Origin of the sequence: Mycobacterium mantenii, assembly GCF_010731775.1 — a bacterium.
Classification (GTDB): Bacteria; Actinomycetota; Actinomycetes; order Mycobacteriales; family Mycobacteriaceae; genus Mycobacterium; species Mycobacterium mantenii.
Window position 1 is genome coordinate 2,331,790 of sequence record NZ_AP022590.1, and the last position, 17,476, is coordinate 2,349,265.

The window sequence follows — 17,476 nt, forward strand, 5'->3', positions numbered from 1 at the left end:
GCCACACGCCCATCGCCTCGGACGTGCAACGCCCTGTAAACGTGCGCCGGTTTCTCGGGTGGCGCGACGTCAAGGAGGTCGCCGCCATCGCCCGGCGCGGCCGGGTCAATCGGCCAGGTCAGTCGGCCAGTTGAAGCACATTGCGCCGGTCGGCGTCAGCGTGTGGTGCGTCGCCAAGGTTTTTTGCGCCGCCAGTTTCGCCCAGGGTCAGTCGCGACGGCACCCCGGCCTACAGGCTCGCGCTGGTTACCCGTACCGAGCGCGCGACTGAAGATGTATGCAAGAGCGTCGATCAGGTCGTCCACTGAGCCCGTTCCCCATTCACCGAGCTGGGGCGCAAGCATGCACATACGGTCGAGCAACATCGTGAGCGCGGCGCCAAGGGTTACGGGGTTGATCGAAGGATCGACTCGACCCTCGCGTTGTCCGGCCCGGATGAACGCTTCGATACCAGCGACCATCGGACGGAACATCTCGGCGCGAATTGTTTGAAAGCGCTCGTCACCTGCGGCTACTGCGATGTTCCGGGCCCACAGGACCGCACGGTGGGCCTCCCAGTACTCGAAAAAACGGGCGATGAAAGCTCGCGTGCTTTCCGCGGAGCCGTCGCCGTTGGTCAGGCCTTCATCATCGAGGGAGAACGTCGGAAGGAAGCCGCCGATCTCTGCACACAGCGCGAGGATGGCCTCGTCGAGATCGTTGAAGTACTGGTAAAAGGCCGGGGGTGAAATCCCGACATCCTCTGCCACATCCGCCAGCCGCAGGCCGCGTAAGCCCTGCCGCTCAATAGCGCCAGCGACGGCCTCGAGGATCCGCTGACGCGTGCGGATTCCGCGTTGGCCAAGGGGCTGTCCGTCAGTCGATGTCGGGACCGTCACCATGGGTGCGAACTATACCGTGGGAGTTTTCCCGAATTAACTTCACTTTAGTCCGGTCGACGCTGTACCTTGCGTCCATGGCTGTCGAAACGGGGATAACGTGCCTCGACGAGATCGACCTCACCGATTACGAGCTTTATCGCCACGGCTTCCCCCACGAGGTCTTCACATTCCTGCGGGACGAGGCACCGGTTTGGCGTCATCCCGCGACGTCCGGCGCCCAACAGATCGGCGGATCGTTCTGGGTGGTATCCAGGCACGCCGACGTTGTTGCGCTAAGTCGAGATCATGCCCGCTTTCGCTCCCACGAGGGACCGTCGTTGCCCGGTGATCCCCCGCGCAGTCGGGGCATGAGGCTGGTGTCGATGGACCCGCCGGAGCACACCCGGCTTCGCGCGCTTATCAGCAAGGGCTTTACCCCGCGGATGACGGCCAAGCTCGAGGATCAGGCACGGCAGTGGGCGGCCACCATCATCGACAACGCCATCGACCGGGGCGACTGCAACTTCGTGAACGAGGTGGCATACCAGCTCCCGCTGCACATGATCGCCGACATCGTGGGGATTCCTCGTAGTGACCGGGAATGGCTCTTCGGCAAGGTCAACGTGCTGCTCCAGGCCAGCGATCCTCGTTCATTCCTGAAGCCCCAAGAGCGCGAAGCCATCATGGGAGAGATGTTCAGCTACGCTCACGAGCTAGGCGCAGCAAAGCGGCGAGAGCCTGCTGACGACGTCTGGACCAAGCTGACCACGGCGCAGATCGACCAACCCGACGGCAGTCGCACGACGCTCAGCGAACTCGAACTCGATCTGTTCTTCATCGTGCTGGTCTTCGCGGGAAGCGAAACCACGCGCAACGCGATCGCCGGCGGCTTGCTTGCGCTGCTCGAGCATCCCGACCAGTTCAACCGCATACGCGCCGACCCGTCCGTGATGCCGACCGCGGTTGAGGAGATCTGTCGTTGGTCATCACCGGTTTCGTACTTCCGGCGCACCGCAGTCGAGGACCTCGTCGTCGGTGACGTGCCTATCGAGGCGGGCGACGCCGTGAGCTTGTGGTTCGCATCGGCGAACTTCGACGCGGAGGTCTTCGCCGATCCGTTCACCTTCGACGTCGGTCGGGAGCGCAACCCTCATGTTGTGTTCGGTGGCGGCGGTGCCCATTACTGCCTCGGTGCGAATCTCGCGAAGCGTGAGATCCGGGTGATGTTCGAGGAGCTCACCGCACGGGTTGCCGACGTCGGCCTGACTGCCAAGCCGGAGTACAGCGTGCAAGGCGCCGAAAACCCCATCACCGTCTCGCTGAAAAACCTGCCGGTTCACCTCAAGCCGCAATAAGGGAGAACAGATGAAATTCCACGGACTCGGATACATCGGTTTCACGGCGCCGGACCCCGCTGCCTGGCTTCACTTCGGGACCGACGTGCTGGGACTGATGCCCGCGCGGGCGCTCCCGGGCGAGACCTTCGTTATCCCAGGTGTTGCGGGAACAGGTCCCGCGAGCGGTGGTTCCGGCGTCGCACCTGACGGGTCCGTCTATCTCAAGATGGACGACCACCAGTGGCGCATCGCCATCCACCCCGGCGAAGCGGCCGGCATCGCGTACTTGGGTTTCCAGGTCAGCGATGAGCCAGCGCTCGCTGAGGCGATGGCGACCATCGCGGCGTCAGGAACGCGGATCCAGGCTGGGACGGCCGAAGAAGCGGCCGTCCGGGGCGTCGGAGGCCTCGCGTGGTGCACCGACCCGTCAGGCAACCGCGTCGAGCTCTTTCACAGCCCGGTCCACGACCGCAACTTCGTGTCGCCTCATGGCGTCGAATTCCTCACCGGCGACCTCGGTCTCGGTCACGCGCTGCTGTTCGTCGCTGACATCGATGCCAGCCTCGCCTTTTTCCGTGACGTCCTAGGTTTCCGGCGCTCTGACTTCATCCTGCCGGGCCCGGGAACGTCGGTGCACTTCCTGCGGTGTACCCCGCGCCACCACTCAATCGGCTTGGCGCACATGGGCCCGTTCGACGCGATGCACCACCTCATGCTCGAAACTACATCGCTCGATGCGCTGGGCGCCGTGTTGGACCGGGCGATGGACGCGGGGGCAGCGATCACCAAGACACTGGGCCGCCACTTGAACGACCGAATGGTTTCGTTCTATATGCGCAGTCCTGCGGGATTCGAGGTGGAGGTCGGCTTCGACGGGCTGCTGGTCGACGACAATTGGTGCGACCGCGAAGCCGCGGGCGGCGAACCATGGGGCCACAAGGGCGTCAACATCCCGTTGCGCGAGGAGTCTGCATCATCACGGTCATAAGCGGGTAAGTCACCGAGAGCCGACCTGCTGAAGTTTCGATCAGCCGTGACTTTGACGGATGGGTGTCCTCGTGGTCGAAAGGCACACTGCGCAAACGCTATTCATCTTCAGCGGTCAGCGCGGTATTCGAGGTGACCTCAGCGGCGGGTAAGGCTACCAAATCCCTCCGATGACCCCTGCCAGCTATGGTGGACATCCTCCCGCCGAGACGCGGCGACTTCAGCCCTGGCGCCTCGTTAAGCGGTGTGACGATTCTGATAACGGGCGCTGGACAATTTGCCGACGACCGTCAGCCAGCCATATTCTGCGGCGGCCGATTGTTCAACTGCGCTCCCCCACCTAGCTGTTCGGAAAGTCGCGGGTGCGGCCGTCGGCGTCGCGGCACCTAGGCCGGGCGCCCGGTCACCGGCCTTGCATTTCCAGCCAGTTGCCGTCGGGATCCTGGATCGTCGTCGCAACGACGCCCGGCCGGATCTCGCGTGGTTCCGAGCTGATGTTGACACCGAACTCTCGGCACGCAGCGACTACGTCATTCAGGTTGCTCATGGTCAGCGTCAGGTAGCGGATTCCGGTAGCGGCATACATCGAGTCGTTGACAGCGCTCGCCGCCGGCGCGCTCGCCGGCACCAAAAGGCGCAGGATGCTCTCGCCCACGACTAGCCGGTGTACCGTGCCGAACCCGGGAAATGAGATCGGTTCGGCGGTGCTGAATCCTAGGACGTCGCGGTAGAAGGCGAGCATCTTGTCGGCGTTCGTCGTAACGATACCCACGTCCAGAGCGGGCTTGCTGAGTTCGGCGGCCATTGAGCACTCCTCACTTCGTAGTTATGCGTTGGATCGGTCAGGTGAGCGGCACGCCACGGCACCCTGGGCCTCTCGGAATAAGCCAGGGCCTCCCAGCCGTCTGACGCGGACGACGCCTTCGGACGCGCGACCTCGTCATGGATGGCTTCTGTGACACGGTCGTTGTACTCGGTGGCCTGTTGTTCGGTCGCGAGATCGATGGTCGGCATTTGCGACACCGGTCGTGGCAGCGCACGAATCTCCGCCACCGCTTGCTGACCCGTCATGGGTATTCCTTCTCGCGCCACTGCGACTTCTCGGGGCGGACTTGGCCTTCCAGAGACCGCCGAGGCGTAGGTTAATCTGTTTAAGCAGAGTATGTCCAGGGCTTCCCCGAGTGGGCCTACGACGATGGACATCTGACGCGCCGAGACCGATGCCAGCGGGACAATGCCTTACTGTTCATCCGTGCGCTTTGCGATCACTTATCCAATGATCACCCGTCCCTACAGCGCTGAACTCGTCTCCGGCGCCGGTGTCGCACGTGTGGCATCGGCGGCCGAGGCGGCGGGGTTCCACGGCCTTGGGTTTACCGACCACCCTGCCCCCACGCAGCGCTGGCTCGAACACGGTGGCCACGACGCACTCGATCCCTTCGTCGCGATGGGCTTCGCCGCCGCAGGCACCACGACGCTGCGGCTGATTCCGAATATCGTGGTACTGCCCTATCGCAACCCCTTCGTGGTCGCCAAGGCGGGTGCCACGCTCGACCTTCTGTCCGATGGCCGCTTCACACTCGCGGTCGGAGCGGGGTACCTCAAACGCGAGTTCGCCGCGCTCGGCGTGGACTACAACGAACGCAATGCGTTGTTCGATGAGAGCCTTGAGGTGATCCACGCCATCTGGACCGGTGACGAGATTTCCTATCAGGGCGAACACTTCACGGCGAAAGGAATCACCGCGCACCCGCGGCCGGTGAGCCGGCCGCATCCGCCGATCTGGATCGGGGGCAACACCCGAACCGCCCGCCGCCGCGTCGCGACGCACGGCGACGGCTGGTGCCCCTTCCAAGCGGCCCCGGGAGTGGCTGCCACGGCCGGGACGAGCCCTCTGGATTCAGCGGACAAGCTGGTCGAGTGCGTCGACGATCTGCGCCGCTGCTTCGACGAGGCAGGCCGAGACTGGTCGGGCATTGACATCTCATTCACCAACGTCGACGGCGGCAACCCGGCCGCCGACGGGTTTAATGCCGACACTTACTTGGAGGCGCTCGACAAGCTTGCCGCCATTGGCGTGACCTGGGTGCAGGTGCCGTTGCCCGGGGACAGCTTGGAGCACGTCATCGAGACAATCGATCGTTTCGGCTCGTCGGTGATCAAAGCGGCGTGACGGGAGTCGCGACGATGTCGCGGCACAACGCAAAGTAGCTCGACGCGCAGGTCGCCGTCGCCGAAAGCCTGGAAGGCGTGGGCGCCCGATATCCCGGGTTCAGGCACTCGGGTGGGCACCAAGATGTCGACTGCAGTCATGGGCGTTGACGTTTCTACACTCCTGTTGCTACGGTCTAATTGCCAGCCGCTCGCCGCCTATTACCCATCGCGGACCAATGACGCCATCTTTCCCGGCTCCAATGAGGCGCTGCAATCAGCTGTCAGTACCATTCCCGCGGTCACGCCGCCTTCCGCGGGCGATAACGAAAAGAACCTGCTCGCGTTCCGTGGATCGAAGCGTCGTCCTTGGATCGGAACGAAATGACACCGCCTCACGCAAGAGATGCGTCGCCAAGGACGAGGGTCAATGGCTTATCTTGAACCGTCCGTCCCGGTTGCGCCGAGATCATCGAGGATATCGAGGTCGGTTTCCACGACTCAAACAATCTCCGCGCACGTTCGCACTCGGGCAAGTGGCCACTGAGTCATGCCCCTCGCCATACCGCAGCGAATTTCCGCCCACCACCCGCTGGCGGCTAACCAGGAGGAACTCGAGATGCATTACACGCCACTGACTTTGACTGCGTTGGCCACGGTCGCCGTCGGCGCTGTGCTGGGTACGCCGGCCGGACGCGCCGATGGTGACAACAACACACTCATACCGAACAACAAGCGGCTCAACGACGGCGTGGTCGCCAATACCTACACCATGCAGCATCAGGCGGGGTGCTCCAATGACGTCAGGATCAGCCCGCAGCTGCAACTCGCCGCCCAGTGGCACGCCCGGGATGTGCTGAACAACCGCAATCTGGACGGTGACATCGGCTCAGACGGGTCGGCTCCGCAAGATCGCGCCAACGCGGCCGGCTTTCATGGTCCGGTGGCCGAAACGGTGGCGATCAACCCCGCAGTGGCAATCAGCGGCATAGAACTGATCCACCAGTGGTATTACAACCCCGCCTATAACGCCATTATGTCCAACTGCGCTAACTCCGAAGTCGGAGTGTGGTCAGAAAACAGCCCGGACCGCACAGTCGTAGTCGCCGTCTACGGACAGCCACAGGGGCGCTCCCCAGCGGAGACACCGCCGCTGGGCGGGCCCGACGGTCAACGAGACATCCCGCTCGATCCCAGCCCCGATTATGACGCCAGCGACGAACTCCAGTACGGCATCAACTGGTTCCCGTGGATCCTGCGGGGCGTCTACCCACCGCCGGGCAATCCGCCGCAATAGGGCCAAGCGTCGAATCGCGGTCCTGCGGGCCGAAAACGGAAGCCTTTGTTCGGCCGCCCCGCCGTGCGAATCGGCTGCCCGAGCGCCAACAACAGCACGTTAATTCGTTGCTGGCGTTGGCGGAGTCGGCAGGCTGCACCAATCAGCCACGCGATCCCACAGCCGTCGGCGTGTGGAAGCGAAATTGTGCATGTGCGCCATGCGCTCGCAGATGAAGACCGTGATATCGGTGGCGCTGGTGTAGGCGCTGGGCTCGTCGCGTGGTGCGGGTGAGGTGTCGCGTTCACCGAGGCCGATGAACACCGGGCACTCGACCGCGGCAGCGTCGCTCTCGACGAATCCCGGTGCGACCATCTTGACGACGCAATTGGGCAACGTGGCGCTGCCGAACGGTGGCGCAGTGGTCCGCAGGGGGTATCCGCCCTCGGTGTCAGCAATGACAATGTCCTCAGGCACGTCGGACCAGAAGAATGGGTAGAGGAGATCGGGAAGCAGCCGAGCGGTCCGGGCCACGGACAGTTCGGCTGGGTCCTCCGAGTGGTTCTGGCGTGCGATATCGTCTGCCACGCGGTGCGTTTCAGCCTCATCGCGAAACGGCAGCCGCGTGTGAATGGCGCTGAAGCCGAGCACCGCGATTCCCTCATAGCTCTTGTAAGTCCCGGCCGTGATTATCGCCACCGCCGCGCCCATCGAGTGACCCATGCCGATCCGCCGAGAAATCCTTAACGGCGGATAGTTCGGCACGGCAGTGCCACGTTCCAGCAGAGCAACGATTGCTTGCACCGCGCGATGGTTGCCTGCGGCCATGTCTTTGAACGTCAGCCGGTCGCATATTTCGGGTGTGCTCTGCCCCGCGCCGAGGTAATCGACTGCTACAACGATCAATCCGCGGGCAACGTGATGTTCGACCTGCGAGTAGCCAGAGTGCCCGTCGAAGTGCATATCGAAATAGCCACGGCTGTAGCCTCCGCCGGGCAATGCAAAGACCACTACCGGTTCACTCCTAAGCCGCTCAGGCGGTGGCAAGAACACCGTGGCAGCAATGTGCAGTGAGTTCTCGATATCGCAACTGCCCGAGACGTCGACTACTAGATCCGCCTTGATCACACCGCTGGAAGCCGACGAGATGGTGTGCTTCATCGAACTAAGCCTTCCTGGCAGTCTCGGCATTTCTCACCCGCATCGCTGGCCATCAGGTTGACTTGAGCGTCGTATGTTGCCCCACACTGGCCCCAGACACCCAAGCAGCTGGCGTGCCAGAGAGATTCAGCGAATTCGAGTGGTGGTGCATATCAATCTTTCGGCAGGACGGCCCTGACGTAGTTGGCATTGCCAAACGGTGCGGTCGCCTCATCGTCGGGGAAGGCGAAGCCGTTGGCTTCATAAAGTTCTTTTGTCGTTTGCGAGGACACCAGCCAGCCCAGCCGGCCCAGATCCTCAATCACGCAGCCCCGCTCGCCGTGGTACACCAGATCGGCGACGTCGAGGCCGTGACCATACTCCCTGGCCGGCTCCGCGATACGCTTGGCGCGTTCGCTGAAAAGCAGACTCATATCGGGTACATACTCGGTGGCCATCCTGCTGCCGGGGGCGCTGAGTCGAGTGATACTTTCGAAGAGTCGGTCCTGCGCATCTGGAGGCAGATAGATCAGCAGCCCTTCCGCAATCCATGCGGTCGGCTTGATTGGATCAAAGGCATTGTCGGTCAATGCTTTCGGCCAATCGTCGCGAAGATCGATGCCTATCGGTCGGTGATCAACCGCCGGATGCGCACCAAGGCGAGCCAAGCTGCGGGTTCTGAAGTCGATCACCTCCGGCTGATCGACCTCGAAGACAACCATTCCATCAGGCCAGGGCAATCGGTAGGAGCGAGCATCCAGGCCGGCGGCGAGGATCACTGCTTGACGAACGCCGGATGCGGCGGCATCGGCGAAGAAACGGTCGAAGAATCGGGTGCGTGCTGCCATACCGTCAGCCGCGCACCAAGCGCGAAATTCCGGATTTGCTTCTTGCATCTCGCTATTGCTGTCGATGAGCCGGATGAAGAAGTCTTGACCGACCTCACGCACCAGCGATTCGGCGTACGGATCGTCGATCAGCTTTTCACGATGCGCCAGCGCGCGCTGGACGGCGACCAACGTGGCGGTAGCGCCTACGCTCGATGCCAAGTCCCATCGGTCGTTATCCTCTCGAGCCAAAACTACCCTCCAGCTTCGAATCGCACCCATAACTTTGTCAGCCGACAGCGACTTACTCAGGTCCCTCTAGAGTCTGAGGGCAGAGAGCCATTCATCGATTCGTTCGGCGACACGAATCCACCCTGGTTCCAGCATCATGTCGTGGCCCATTGCGGGGAAAATTTCCGCCCGCGTTCGGTATGCGCGGGCCGTCGCCCGCACCTCCGCCTGGTTGACCATTCGGTCATCTTCGGCACCGAGAACCAGCAGCCGTGTCGTAACCTGCCGGGGCCTGCCAGGAAAGCTCATGCCGACCGCAGTGGCATGAACACTCTCGGATTGCAGTTGTGCCGCACACGATTCGACGATGCGTTCAGGAGTGTGCGCACAGAACAAGGCATCACGCGCGAGACGCGTGGTATTCACAAAGTCGGCTGAGCTGCCCACGGTGGTTGCCCGGAGGGTGACCCACGGGTGTCGACCAACCAGACGCAGCGCCGGTCGCAGTACGCCCTGCGGTGGGATCGATGCCATCAGGACTGCGGCTGGGGCGCGGTGGTTTTGGAGATATTTCTGCACAATGAATCCACCCATCGAATGGCCGATGAGCACTGCGCGACCATCCAGATTTTCGATAACAGACCGCACATCATCGATATAATCGCCGATAGAGCATGATCGTAGTGGCTTTGATGTGCCGCTTTGACCGTGACCGCGTAAGCTCACCCCTACGGCGCGAAACCCTCTGTCTGCGAAGAATTTTAGAAAATTCTTATCCCAACACCACGCCGCATGCCAACCGCCGTGAACAAACAGCAGCGGTATCGGATGCGTCTCGCTGCCCCGACCTTTTTCGATAGTCTCGAGCGTCATCTCGCCAATGGCGACTGCCGAATGCCGTTCCCGAGTGGCCGATCGCAATGGCAGGCGAAACGCCCTTTTCATACCGGCGTGAAATCGGAAATCAGCCAGTGCCCGTTGATCTGGTCCAGGGTCACCTTGACGCTGGACGCGGTAGCAGTGGGCGCGTCGCTACCGACGATTACGGTCTGGTTCACGAATACCAGCACGACTACGTGATCGGCACGGGCTGATACCGACGCCACGGCGGGGACGTTGACCACCGTCGAGATCTGCTTCTGCTTGGCGCCCGGAATAACAACATCATGGGTCAGCGTGGTGTAGGAGTCACGAAAACCGCCTGCCAGCCGGTCCCGGGCCGCGCCCAGATCCTTCTCGACGGTATCCGGCTTGTAGGACAGCAGCGCGATTGTGCCGTCTTTGGCCGCCTGCATGGCCGCCACTCGGCTGGTCTCAGCATCCCTCAGCGAAGCATCCTGCCATTTCAAAAAGCCTGTGCCCATTGCGATTAGCAGTGCCAACCCGGGCAGCAATCCGAAGGCCAGCACGCGAGTCCACGAAATTCGAGGCTTATCGGCATCACTGGATTCTGTAGCCGCGGCGGCCACGGCGTCATCGGCGCACTCCGCCAGGGGACCGTCGCCCAATGACGTCATCGTTTCGTCGGTCTCGTCGGACCCACCCAGCTGAGCCGTATCGTGGCACTCACCGTTGCCGGAGTTGTTCACCTCCGTCGTCTCGTTGGTTTCGATTGACGTAGCTGCACTTGTTTCGTCGGTCATGGCTTCTTCGGGGTTGTCTGGATGGTCAGGGGATGAACTCGACATTGGAAACCTTGGCGCCGTTGCCCACCTTCTGGACGTCAATGCGCATCCGCCAGGCCCTCGGTGGTTGTTCAGCGGCGCCAACATTCGATGTGGTGACATGTACCGCCACCAATGCCTGAGCCTGATCACCACCGACGGACTCGAGACCCGCTGCGGAGATCGTGCCGACGGACTTCGACTGCGTCTGCTTGACGAGATCGATGAATGGCTGGGACCGCTTCTTGAAATCGTCGTAGAAGGTGCCAGTCGCGGAATCCATGATCCGTTGCACGTCGGTTTCGGCTTCGGTGTAGCTGATAGTGGTCAGATTCAGCGCTCCCTGCCTGGCGACCTGCAGGAAAAGCTCACGTTGCTGCGTGGCCTGATGCGCCCGGTAGCCGCGATAGCCCAGCCAGCCCGCCAGCGCGGTCAGCGCCACTAGCACAACCAGTCCGAAGGCCAGCGCGAGCCGCACATTTGAGCGTTGACGCTTGCCGGTCACGGGTCCGTTGGATTCGTCCTGGCAATCGATGTCATCGACGTTCTCGGCGGCCGCCGCCTGCCCGTTGGCCGTGAGATCGGCGGCGTCATCCTGCTCTTCCGCGGCATCTCCGCCCCGGCTGTCGATGCGATCGCCTGGATGTTCGACGTCGTCGTCTTGTACTGACTCGCTCAATTGCCGGTCGGCGGCATCAGCATATTCTGCCATGTGTGCTCCTTAGGGGCGGTCTGGGCGAGATTGGCTTGTGTGTACACATGCCCGTCAGGCCCGATGTACGTGCCGGTGGCTGGGTCGTAGCGGGCGGCCGCGATCGGAGGAGGCGCCGCCGCGGGGGGTGGGGCCGTCTGTGGCGGCGATCCGGGCGGTAGTTGGGGAATGCCCTGCCCGGAAAGGGTGGCGTTCGGGTCGCCCTTCCAGTTCAACCCATCGTTGAGCGGCACATACTCTTGGTCGCTCTCGCACAGCTTCACTGTCGGCGCCCGCTTACCCGGGCGCGTCTCGCATGGCGTGTTGCGCACGCCGCGCACATTGAACATCGCGTCCTGCGGTATGCGGCAGTACAAGTCGCCATCGGGTCGGTCGGGAGCGTCCACCTCGGACGGATTTCGCATTTGCTGCACCGGCAGAAACCCGGTGGTACATGCCGGTGGCAGGTTGAGGTTGAGGTTGAAGTCCAGATAGGCGCCCCTGTAGGCCTGCTTGGTGTTCAGGTTGGGGACGATGAATCCCTCCAGGACGGAGGTGGCTTGGGGTAGCAGCACCAGCAACTGCTCGAGGTCCGCACTGTAGGTGACCCCCACCTGGCCGACGCTGACCAGGTTGGCCAGGATGATCGGCAGCGTCGGCTGCAGGCGCTCGACGAGTTGGCGACCCTCCTCAGCTGCTGGTCCCCCTTTTTCGATCACGCCTGCCAAGGCGCCGTCTTGGGTCTGTAGCTGCCCGGTGACTGCGGCCAGGTGCGCCGCCCACGCACTGATCGCATCCGAAGTTTGCGTCTGCGAATCCAGAACCGGCTGCGACTGGTCGATCACCGTAGTCAACGGGTCGAGGTCGTGGCGCGTATCAATCGCCAGGCCGGTGGACCCTTTGACGAACCGCCGGATTTCTGGGCCCAGGCCGCCGACCGCCAAGAAGGCCTCGTCGATGGCCGTCTTCAGGTTGTCCTGCGGGATCGCCCGCAAACCGCGATTTGTCGCGTCCAGCAGACTGTTTATATCCGGGGGCACCGACGTCCGGCTGACCGGTATGACGTCACCGTTCTTCAGTGGCGGAGAGGCGCCGTTGCGTGGCAGCAAAGCAATATATTGTTCTCCGACCGCGTTTTCACTGTGAACTCGGGCATCGAGATCGGATGGGATCGCCACGCCGGACCGCAGCGACAGCACCGCTTCTACACCGCTCTTGGCGATGCGGACGGCCTCGACGCGGCCGACCTCGGTGCCGCGATAGGTCACATTCGCACGCTGGTACAACCCTCCCGACTCGCGCAGCTCGACAGTCACGGTGTAGCGGCCCACACCGAACCACAACGCCGGCAAATTGATGTAGTCGAAGAGCATGTAGCCGCCGCTGACCACCGATACCAAAGCGAAGATCGCCAGCTGAATCTTGATCTGTCGAGAATTCATATCAGCGGCCCTGATCGAAGTGGTAAGGCACTATCAGCGGGTTGCCCGCCGTGTATGGGCTTGGCATCTGCCCGATCGTGCGGCCCCATTGCATCTCCAACTGGGTCAAATTGCCTTCCCATCGGGTACCTGTGAAAAGACTCGAGTCGATGCGACTCAGGGTGAGGTCGATGACCAGGGTGATGTTCGCGTAATCCCCACGGAACCATTTGTCGATCGTCTCGTTGGGCCAGGGGTAGGTAAGAAAGAAACTTAATGAGCGGGTCATCGCCGGGCCGGCGTTGGCCAGCGACTCGAGCACCGGACCGAGATCGCGTAGCTCTTGGACCAGTGCAGCCTTGCTCTGGTTGGCTGAGTCGGCAGCCAAAGCGCTGAACTTGCCCAGTTGGTCGACGGCCTCGGCCAGGTTGTCTCGCTCGTCCTTGAGCACCTTCAGCGCATCGGGAATCGTTCGCAGTGCCTTATCCATCACGGGCTTTTGATCGGCGAACTGACCGGCCAGATTGTTGAGGCTTTGGGTCGCCCGAATGATGTCGTTCGTCTGATCATTGAGGTGCGCGATGAACACGTCGAGCTGCGTCACGAGACTCCGAAGGTCCTGCTCGCGACCGGCGAAGGCGGTCGCGAACGCCTTGGTGATGTCCTGAACCTGGCCGAGTCCGCCCTCGTTGAGCACTGCAGACAGCGCGGCAAGTGTCTGCTCGGTTGTCGGGTAGGTGGAACCGGAGGACAGCGGGATGAGTGACCCGTCGTGAAGTTTGCCTTCAGGCGCAACTTTGGCGGGCGGCGCCAGCTCGATGTGCAACGAGCCCAACAGGCTCGTCTGGCCGACCTTTGCAGTCGCGTTTGCCGGCAGGTTGACGTTGCCGTCGATGCGCATCGTCACCAACGCGTGCCAGCCCTGGCGCTCAATTTTGGTGACGTTCCCGACGGTCACGTCATGAACACGGACGCGTGAATTCTGCTGGATGTTGGTGACGTCGGGCAATTGCGCTTTGACCTCGAATGAGCCGGGTCCGCCGCCTTCGGTCCCGGGAAGTGGCAGCGAGTTGACGCCATGCCACCCGCAGCCGGACGCGGCGAGGGCAACGAGTATCACCGCAGTGCGGGCGCAGCGCCGGCCGCTTCTCATGACCCACCTCCCGGCGGCACCATCATGCCGGGCAGCCCGTCGGCTGGGTCCGTGGCAGTCGATTGGGACGGAAGCACTGGCGCGGTGTCCGGTTCCGCTTGCGGGGTGGTCGGCGGTCCCTGTTCCACGGACGGCGGCCGGCCACCTGGCGGCGAAGGCGGTTGTGGCGGAACATAATCTGGACGCAGCCAGTCTTCGCTGTAGGTGACCTCATTGGGCCGCGCCTGAGCACCAACGAAGGGGTTCAGGCCGATCGGCGGGAAGTTGTACTGCCGGTTTTTGATGATGGGCGCCAGGTATTGCACGCACAGCTTTGCCGATTGCTCCGCGCCCAGACGTGACGCCGCCTGGATGGCGCCACACAAGAACGAAATCGGATCGGAGAAGTTGCTGAAGGCCGCGATGCCGGTCAAGGCGCTTTGTGCGGGTTGATAGATGTTGACGAAGTTTTGGAACGCGGTTGGCCCTATGTGCAGAATCTGCTTGACGTTGTCGAGGTTGTCGATGACCGCGCTGGTCACCGAAGCCAGTTTGTCTGACGTTGTCCCCAGTGACTCGCGGTTTTCGCCGACGAAGGTCTGAACATCACCGACCGCAGTATTCAAATCCCTTAAGGCATTACCTATTCCGTTCGGCTCGTCGGCGAGGAGCGCTGTCACACCCGCGAGGTTTGTGTTCAGCTCCTTCATGAGGTCGGTGCTGGAATGCAGTGCCGACACCAGAATCGACAGATTTTTTACGCTGCCTGAAATGTCACCACTGTGATCACCCAAGACGGAAAACGCTTGCGACAGTTTGATGATGGTGTCGCGTATATTGGCGCCCTGACCGCGCAGATTGCCGGCCGCGGTGTTGATGAAAGCCCCCAAAGTACTGACACCGCCCGGTTCCGTCGGCTGCAGGGCATCAGTCAACTTTTGCAGCTGGGCGCGCATATCGTCCCATTCAACCGGGACGGCCGTACGGCTTTGCGGGATGACGGCATTGTTTTGCATGGTCGGCCCGTGGGTGTAGGCGGGTGTCAGTTGTATGGACCGCGCGGTGACCAGTGACGGCGACAGGATCACGGCACTGGCGTCAGCGGGCACCTGGTATTTTGCGTCGAACCAGAATTGGACTTTCGCGCGCTCCGGTTGCGGCTCGATCTTGTCGATCTTGCCGACGGCTACGCCGAGGATACGCACATCGTCACCAGCGAAGATTCCGTTGGTGTTGTCGAAATAAGCGGTGACGGTCGTTCGCTGGCTGGTCGCGCCCGCGTGCAGCGCGACGAAAAGCCCGGTCACCAGCAAGACCGTCAAGCTGACGGCCAGGGCCATCCGAGCGGCCGGGTAAGCGGGTACCTTCCGCCCGCCGTGGAAAGAGGTAGCGGGATTCCAAACCGCCCAGCGGTGGGCGGGAACCCGAGCGTTGCGGCTGCTACGTGAACGGCCCCGAGCGCGCCGGGACCGGCCCGCGGGAACCGGGGTGGGCGTGTAGCCCGCCGGCGGCCCCGGCGGCGGACCGCCGGGTGCGGGCGCCGGAAGCGGAGGCCGGTAAGGATAACGTGGATCGCCCGGTTTCCCCGTAATGGCATCCGGCAGTGTCGTCCTCGGCGCGCCGCCCTGTCCTGTTCGCGGGTAAGGAACGGGCAGTGGCGGCGTACCTGGCTGCCCAGTCTGCGGGTCGTGCAGTTGGGAGGGCAACAGCACACTGGGATCCAGGCCAAGGTCCGAAAACGCCGCGTCGATAAACGGCTGCAGGAACTGGCCCGGCAATAAGTTTCCCAAGTAGGCCTTGAAGAATGGGCCGGATGTCACCGCCTCACCCAGCCCCATCGCATATTTGGCGAACATATTCAGGGACTGCTTGAGCTCTTTTTTATGGTTGTCGAGGATCGTCAACACTCCGTTTAGCTTGTCCAGCGCCGGCCGCAGTGCAGCGCGGTTGTCGGCGACGAATCCGGACAGCTGCTTCGACAGGGCGGACACATTGCCGGCAAGTTGGTCGAGGGCGTTGCTCTCGGTCCGCAGTTGAGCCAGCAGCGCGTTGGCGTTGACGATCAGGCTGACCACCTGATCGGCCCGCTCCGCAAGCACGTGCGTTACCTTGTTGGCGTTGGCCAGCAGGTTGCGCAATTGGGCATCGCGTTTGTCGAGGGTCTCCGAGAACCGCGCCGCACCCTGCACGGCGACCCTAAGATCCGGTGGCGTGTCCTGGAAGGTCTGTCCCAGTGTCTTCAAGGCGTCGGAAAGCTGACCGGTGTTCAAACCGCTGATCGTGTTAGTCAAATCCCCTAGCGCATCAGGCAATTGATACGGCGGTGTCGTGCGGTCAACTGGAATGGGACCCGCCAGCCGGCCGTCGCCACGGGGTTCGATCTCGAGAATTTTTGAGCCGAGCAGGCTCTTGGTCTTGATCGCCGCCTCGGTCCGTTCGCCGAGTCGAATATTCTTGGCGACGTCGAAATTGACCAATACCTTATTGCCCTCGAGCCCGACGCTGGACACTTGACCCACCCGAAAGCCCGCCACTTGCACGGCATCGCCGCCACGCAAACCCCCGGCCTCCGCGAAATACGCCACGTACTTGTAGCCACCGGAGAAGAACGGAAGCTTGTCATATTGCAGTGCTGCCAGCACTATCGCAGTCGTCAACGCAACACCGACTGCCCCGATCACCACCGGATTGCGTTCCGAGAAAGACTTCATTTGGGCGTGCACCGCCCTGTCGACTGCCCGGCGAGCTTCACGAAAACGGGCTGACCTCCCTTACCGTTGACCTTCAGGATCAAGTCGCACAGGTAGAAATTGAAATAGTCGCCGTAGATACCCTGCCTTGCGAGCAGCCGATACTTGTCGGGAAGTGTGGCAAGCAGGTGATCCAGGTAGTCATGGTCGGCGTCCGCGAGGCCCGCGACGCGGTCGGTCTCATGGACGGTCTTTTGTAACGGCGGCCGGGCTTGCGACAACAGGTCGGCGACTGTCCGAGCCGCTTCGTTGGCATACGCCACGCCATTGCTGATGTCGCTCTTGCGTGCCGCCAGACCCTTCACTAGCTCAGACAACGAGGTGAACGCCTGCTCGAACTGTTTGCTTTGGCTGCCGAGTGAGTCCAGCACACCGTTCAGGTTTGTGACGACGTCCCCGATCAGCTGGTCACGGTCTGCCAGCTTGTTGGTCAGCGCAGAGACCTGGCTAAGGAAGGAGTCGATCGTTGCGCCCTGCCCCTGGAAGGCCTGGATCAACTGGCTGCTCAGTGCGTTGATTTGATCGGGGTCAATGGCACGAAACAGCGGCCTGAAGCCGCCGATCAACGCATCTAGATCCAGTGCGGGTTCGGTCTGCGATATGGGAATGGTCTCGCCCGGCGTGAGCTTCTGGACGCCCCCGGCGCCTTCCTCCAGCGCCATGTAACGGCCGCCGATCAAGTTTTCGTAGCGAATCGCCGCCCGCGAGCCCTTGGTGAGGACCACCGAATCGTCGGCTGAGAACTCGACCATCGCGATGGTGTTGTTCTTGATCCAAATATTCTTGACCTTGCCGACCTCCACGCCCGCGATCCGGACGAAGTTACCCTTCTCCAGGCCGGTCACATTGGTGAACTCGGCCTTGTAGGTTTTCTCCTGTTGGAACCGCAGTTGCGCGAAAACGGCCAAGAGCGCGAACGTGCCCAGCGCGCAAACCGCCATGAAGACGCTCAGGCGCCAGATGACACCCCGCAAGTTGTCTCGCACGGCTAGACTCCTCGTGTTCGTCG

The 17,476-nt window shown here is 62.3% G+C and carries 16 protein-coding genes and 1 pseudogene; 5 read left to right on the plus strand and 12 right to left on the minus strand.

Going from position 1 to position 17,476, the window contains the following annotated elements; genetic code table 11:
- Nucleotides 1-155 precede the first annotated feature (155 nt).
- Nucleotides 156-881, minus strand: a complete 726-nt coding sequence (locus G6N50_RS10455; RefSeq protein WP_083097213.1) for a TetR/AcrR family transcriptional regulator — start codon at nt 879-881, stop codon at nt 156-158.
- A 362-nt stretch (nt 882-1,243) separates the two neighbouring features.
- Here G6N50_RS10455 and G6N50_RS10460 point away from each other — a divergent pair, with 362 nt between their 5' ends.
- Entirely contained in the window at nt 1,244-2,215 is a 972-nt protein-coding gene (locus G6N50_RS10460; RefSeq protein ID WP_158086094.1) for a cytochrome P450, read from the plus strand.
- Nucleotides 2,216-2,225: 10 nt separating this feature from the next.
- Nucleotides 2,226-3,185: a VOC family protein gene (locus G6N50_RS10465; protein ID WP_083097177.1), complete on the plus strand. Its 960-nt coding sequence runs from the start codon at nt 2,226-2,228 to the stop codon at nt 3,183-3,185.
- Nucleotides 3,186-3,587: 402 nt separating this feature from the next.
- Here the strand turns inward: G6N50_RS10465 and G6N50_RS10470 are convergent, their stop codons facing one another.
- On the minus strand, nt 3,588-3,989 hold the full coding sequence (locus tag G6N50_RS10470; protein WP_083097176.1) for a VOC family protein: 402 nt from the start codon (nt 3,987-3,989) through the stop codon (nt 3,588-3,590).
- 447 nt (nt 3,990-4,436) lie between these two features.
- On the opposite strand from G6N50_RS10470, the gene G6N50_RS10475 reads away from it, so the two are divergent.
- From G6N50_RS10475 to G6N50_RS10485, 3 genes are all read left to right on the plus strand, one after another.
- Nucleotides 4,437-5,357, plus strand: coding sequence for an LLM class F420-dependent oxidoreductase (locus G6N50_RS10475; protein ID WP_083097174.1), 921 nt, complete (start codon nt 4,437-4,439; stop codon nt 5,355-5,357).
- A gap of 111 nt (nt 5,358-5,468) precedes the next feature.
- Nucleotides 5,469-5,723: a hypothetical protein gene (locus G6N50_RS10480; protein ID WP_142275656.1), complete on the plus strand. Its 255-nt coding sequence runs from the start codon at nt 5,469-5,471 to the stop codon at nt 5,721-5,723.
- Nucleotides 5,724-5,954: 231 nt separating this feature from the next.
- Complete coding sequence (locus G6N50_RS10485) at nt 5,955-6,632, plus strand: CAP domain-containing protein (RefSeq protein WP_083097211.1); 678 nt, start codon at nt 5,955-5,957, stop codon at nt 6,630-6,632.
- Between the two features lie 99 nt (nt 6,633-6,731).
- Here G6N50_RS10485 and G6N50_RS10490 read toward each other — a convergent pair whose 3' ends face one another.
- The 10 genes and pseudogenes from G6N50_RS10490 to G6N50_RS10535 form a co-directional block, all read right to left on the minus strand.
- The gene (locus tag G6N50_RS10490) at nt 6,732-7,772 is read right to left on the minus strand and encodes an alpha/beta hydrolase (RefSeq protein ID WP_232068933.1); all 1,041 of its coding nucleotides are present in this window, start codon (nt 7,770-7,772) and stop codon (nt 6,732-6,734) included.
- Nucleotides 7,773-7,924: 152 nt separating this feature from the next.
- Nucleotides 7,925-8,830, minus strand: a complete 906-nt coding sequence (locus tag G6N50_RS10495) for an SAM-dependent methyltransferase (protein WP_083097173.1) — start codon at nt 8,828-8,830, stop codon at nt 7,925-7,927.
- A 66-nt stretch (nt 8,831-8,896) separates the two neighbouring features.
- A complete protein-coding gene (locus tag G6N50_RS10500; protein ID WP_083097171.1) occupies nt 8,897-9,682 on the minus strand; it encodes an alpha/beta hydrolase in 786 nt (261 codons plus the stop codon).
- Between the two features lie 68 nt (nt 9,683-9,750).
- A complete protein-coding gene (locus tag G6N50_RS10505) occupies nt 9,751-10,452 on the minus strand; it encodes a hypothetical protein (RefSeq protein WP_232068934.1) in 702 nt (233 codons plus the stop codon).
- Between the two features lie 25 nt (nt 10,453-10,477).
- Nucleotides 10,478-11,185 carry a hypothetical protein gene (locus tag G6N50_RS10510; RefSeq protein ID WP_083097170.1) on the minus strand — a complete coding sequence of 236 codons (708 nt, stop codon included), beginning with the start codon at nt 11,183-11,185 and terminating at the stop codon, nt 10,478-10,480.
- Nucleotides 11,149-12,606, minus strand: a complete 1,458-nt coding sequence (locus G6N50_RS10515; RefSeq protein WP_083097168.1) for an MCE family protein — start codon at nt 12,604-12,606, stop codon at nt 11,149-11,151. The genes G6N50_RS10510 and G6N50_RS10515 overlap by 37 nt, the downstream gene beginning before the upstream one ends.
- Before the next feature lies 1 nt (nt 12,607).
- The gene (locus G6N50_RS10520; RefSeq protein WP_083097166.1) at nt 12,608-13,738 is read right to left on the minus strand and encodes a virulence factor Mce family protein; all 1,131 of its coding nucleotides are present in this window, start codon (nt 13,736-13,738) and stop codon (nt 12,608-12,610) included.
- Nucleotides 13,735-15,057, minus strand: coding sequence for a virulence factor Mce family protein (locus G6N50_RS10525; RefSeq protein WP_083097206.1), 1,323 nt, complete (start codon nt 15,055-15,057; stop codon nt 13,735-13,737). Before G6N50_RS10525 ends, G6N50_RS10520 begins: the two co-directional genes overlap by 4 nt.
- A 144-nt stretch (nt 15,058-15,201) precedes the next feature.
- Nucleotides 15,202-16,428 (minus strand): annotated as a pseudogene (locus G6N50_RS10530) (MCE family protein); the annotation flags it as partial.
- Nucleotides 16,425-17,453 (minus strand): virulence factor Mce family protein, encoded by a 1,029-nt coding sequence (locus tag G6N50_RS10535; RefSeq protein ID WP_142275655.1) that lies wholly within the window; start codon nt 17,451-17,453, stop codon nt 16,425-16,427. The pseudogene G6N50_RS10530 and the gene G6N50_RS10535, both read right to left, overlap by 4 nt.
- Between the last annotated feature and the right edge of the window lie 23 nt (nt 17,454-17,476).

What these genes read in the sequence shown, in the direction of transcription:
- G6N50_RS10455 (WP_083097213.1), bottom strand. Translation starts at nt 881, where the DNA reads ATGGTGACGGTCCCGACATCGACTGACGGACAGCCCCTTGGCCAACGC.
- G6N50_RS10460 (WP_158086094.1), top strand. Translation starts at nt 1,244, where the DNA reads ATGGACCCGCCGGAGCACACCCGGCTTCGCGCGCTTATCAGCAAGGGC.
- G6N50_RS10465 (WP_083097177.1), top strand. Translation starts at nt 2,226, where the DNA reads ATGAAATTCCACGGACTCGGATACATCGGTTTCACGGCGCCGGACCCC.
- G6N50_RS10470 (WP_083097176.1), bottom strand. Translation starts at nt 3,989, where the DNA reads ATGGCCGCCGAACTCAGCAAGCCCGCTCTGGACGTGGGTATCGTTACG.
- G6N50_RS10485 (WP_083097211.1), top strand. Translation starts at nt 5,955, where the DNA reads ATGCATTACACGCCACTGACTTTGACTGCGTTGGCCACGGTCGCCGTC.
- G6N50_RS10490 (WP_232068933.1), bottom strand. Translation starts at nt 7,772, where the DNA reads ATGAAGCACACCATCTCGTCGGCTTCCAGCGGTGTGATCAAGGCGGAT.
- G6N50_RS10500 (WP_083097171.1), bottom strand. Translation starts at nt 9,682, where the DNA reads ATGACGCTCGAGACTATCGAAAAAGGTCGGGGCAGCGAGACGCATCCG.
- G6N50_RS10505 (WP_232068934.1), bottom strand. Translation starts at nt 10,452, where the DNA reads ATGACCGACGAAACAAGTGCAGCTACGTCAATCGAAACCAACGAGACG.
- G6N50_RS10510 (WP_083097170.1), bottom strand. Translation starts at nt 11,185, where the DNA reads ATGGCAGAATATGCTGATGCCGCCGACCGGCAATTGAGCGAGTCAGTA.
- G6N50_RS10515 (WP_083097168.1), bottom strand. Translation starts at nt 12,606, where the DNA reads ATGAATTCTCGACAGATCAAGATTCAGCTGGCGATCTTCGCTTTGGTA.
- G6N50_RS10520 (WP_083097166.1), bottom strand. Translation starts at nt 13,738, where the DNA reads ATGAGAAGCGGCCGGCGCTGCGCCCGCACTGCGGTGATACTCGTTGCC.
- G6N50_RS10525 (WP_083097206.1), bottom strand. Translation starts at nt 15,057, where the DNA reads ATGGCCCTGGCCGTCAGCTTGACGGTCTTGCTGGTGACCGGGCTTTTC.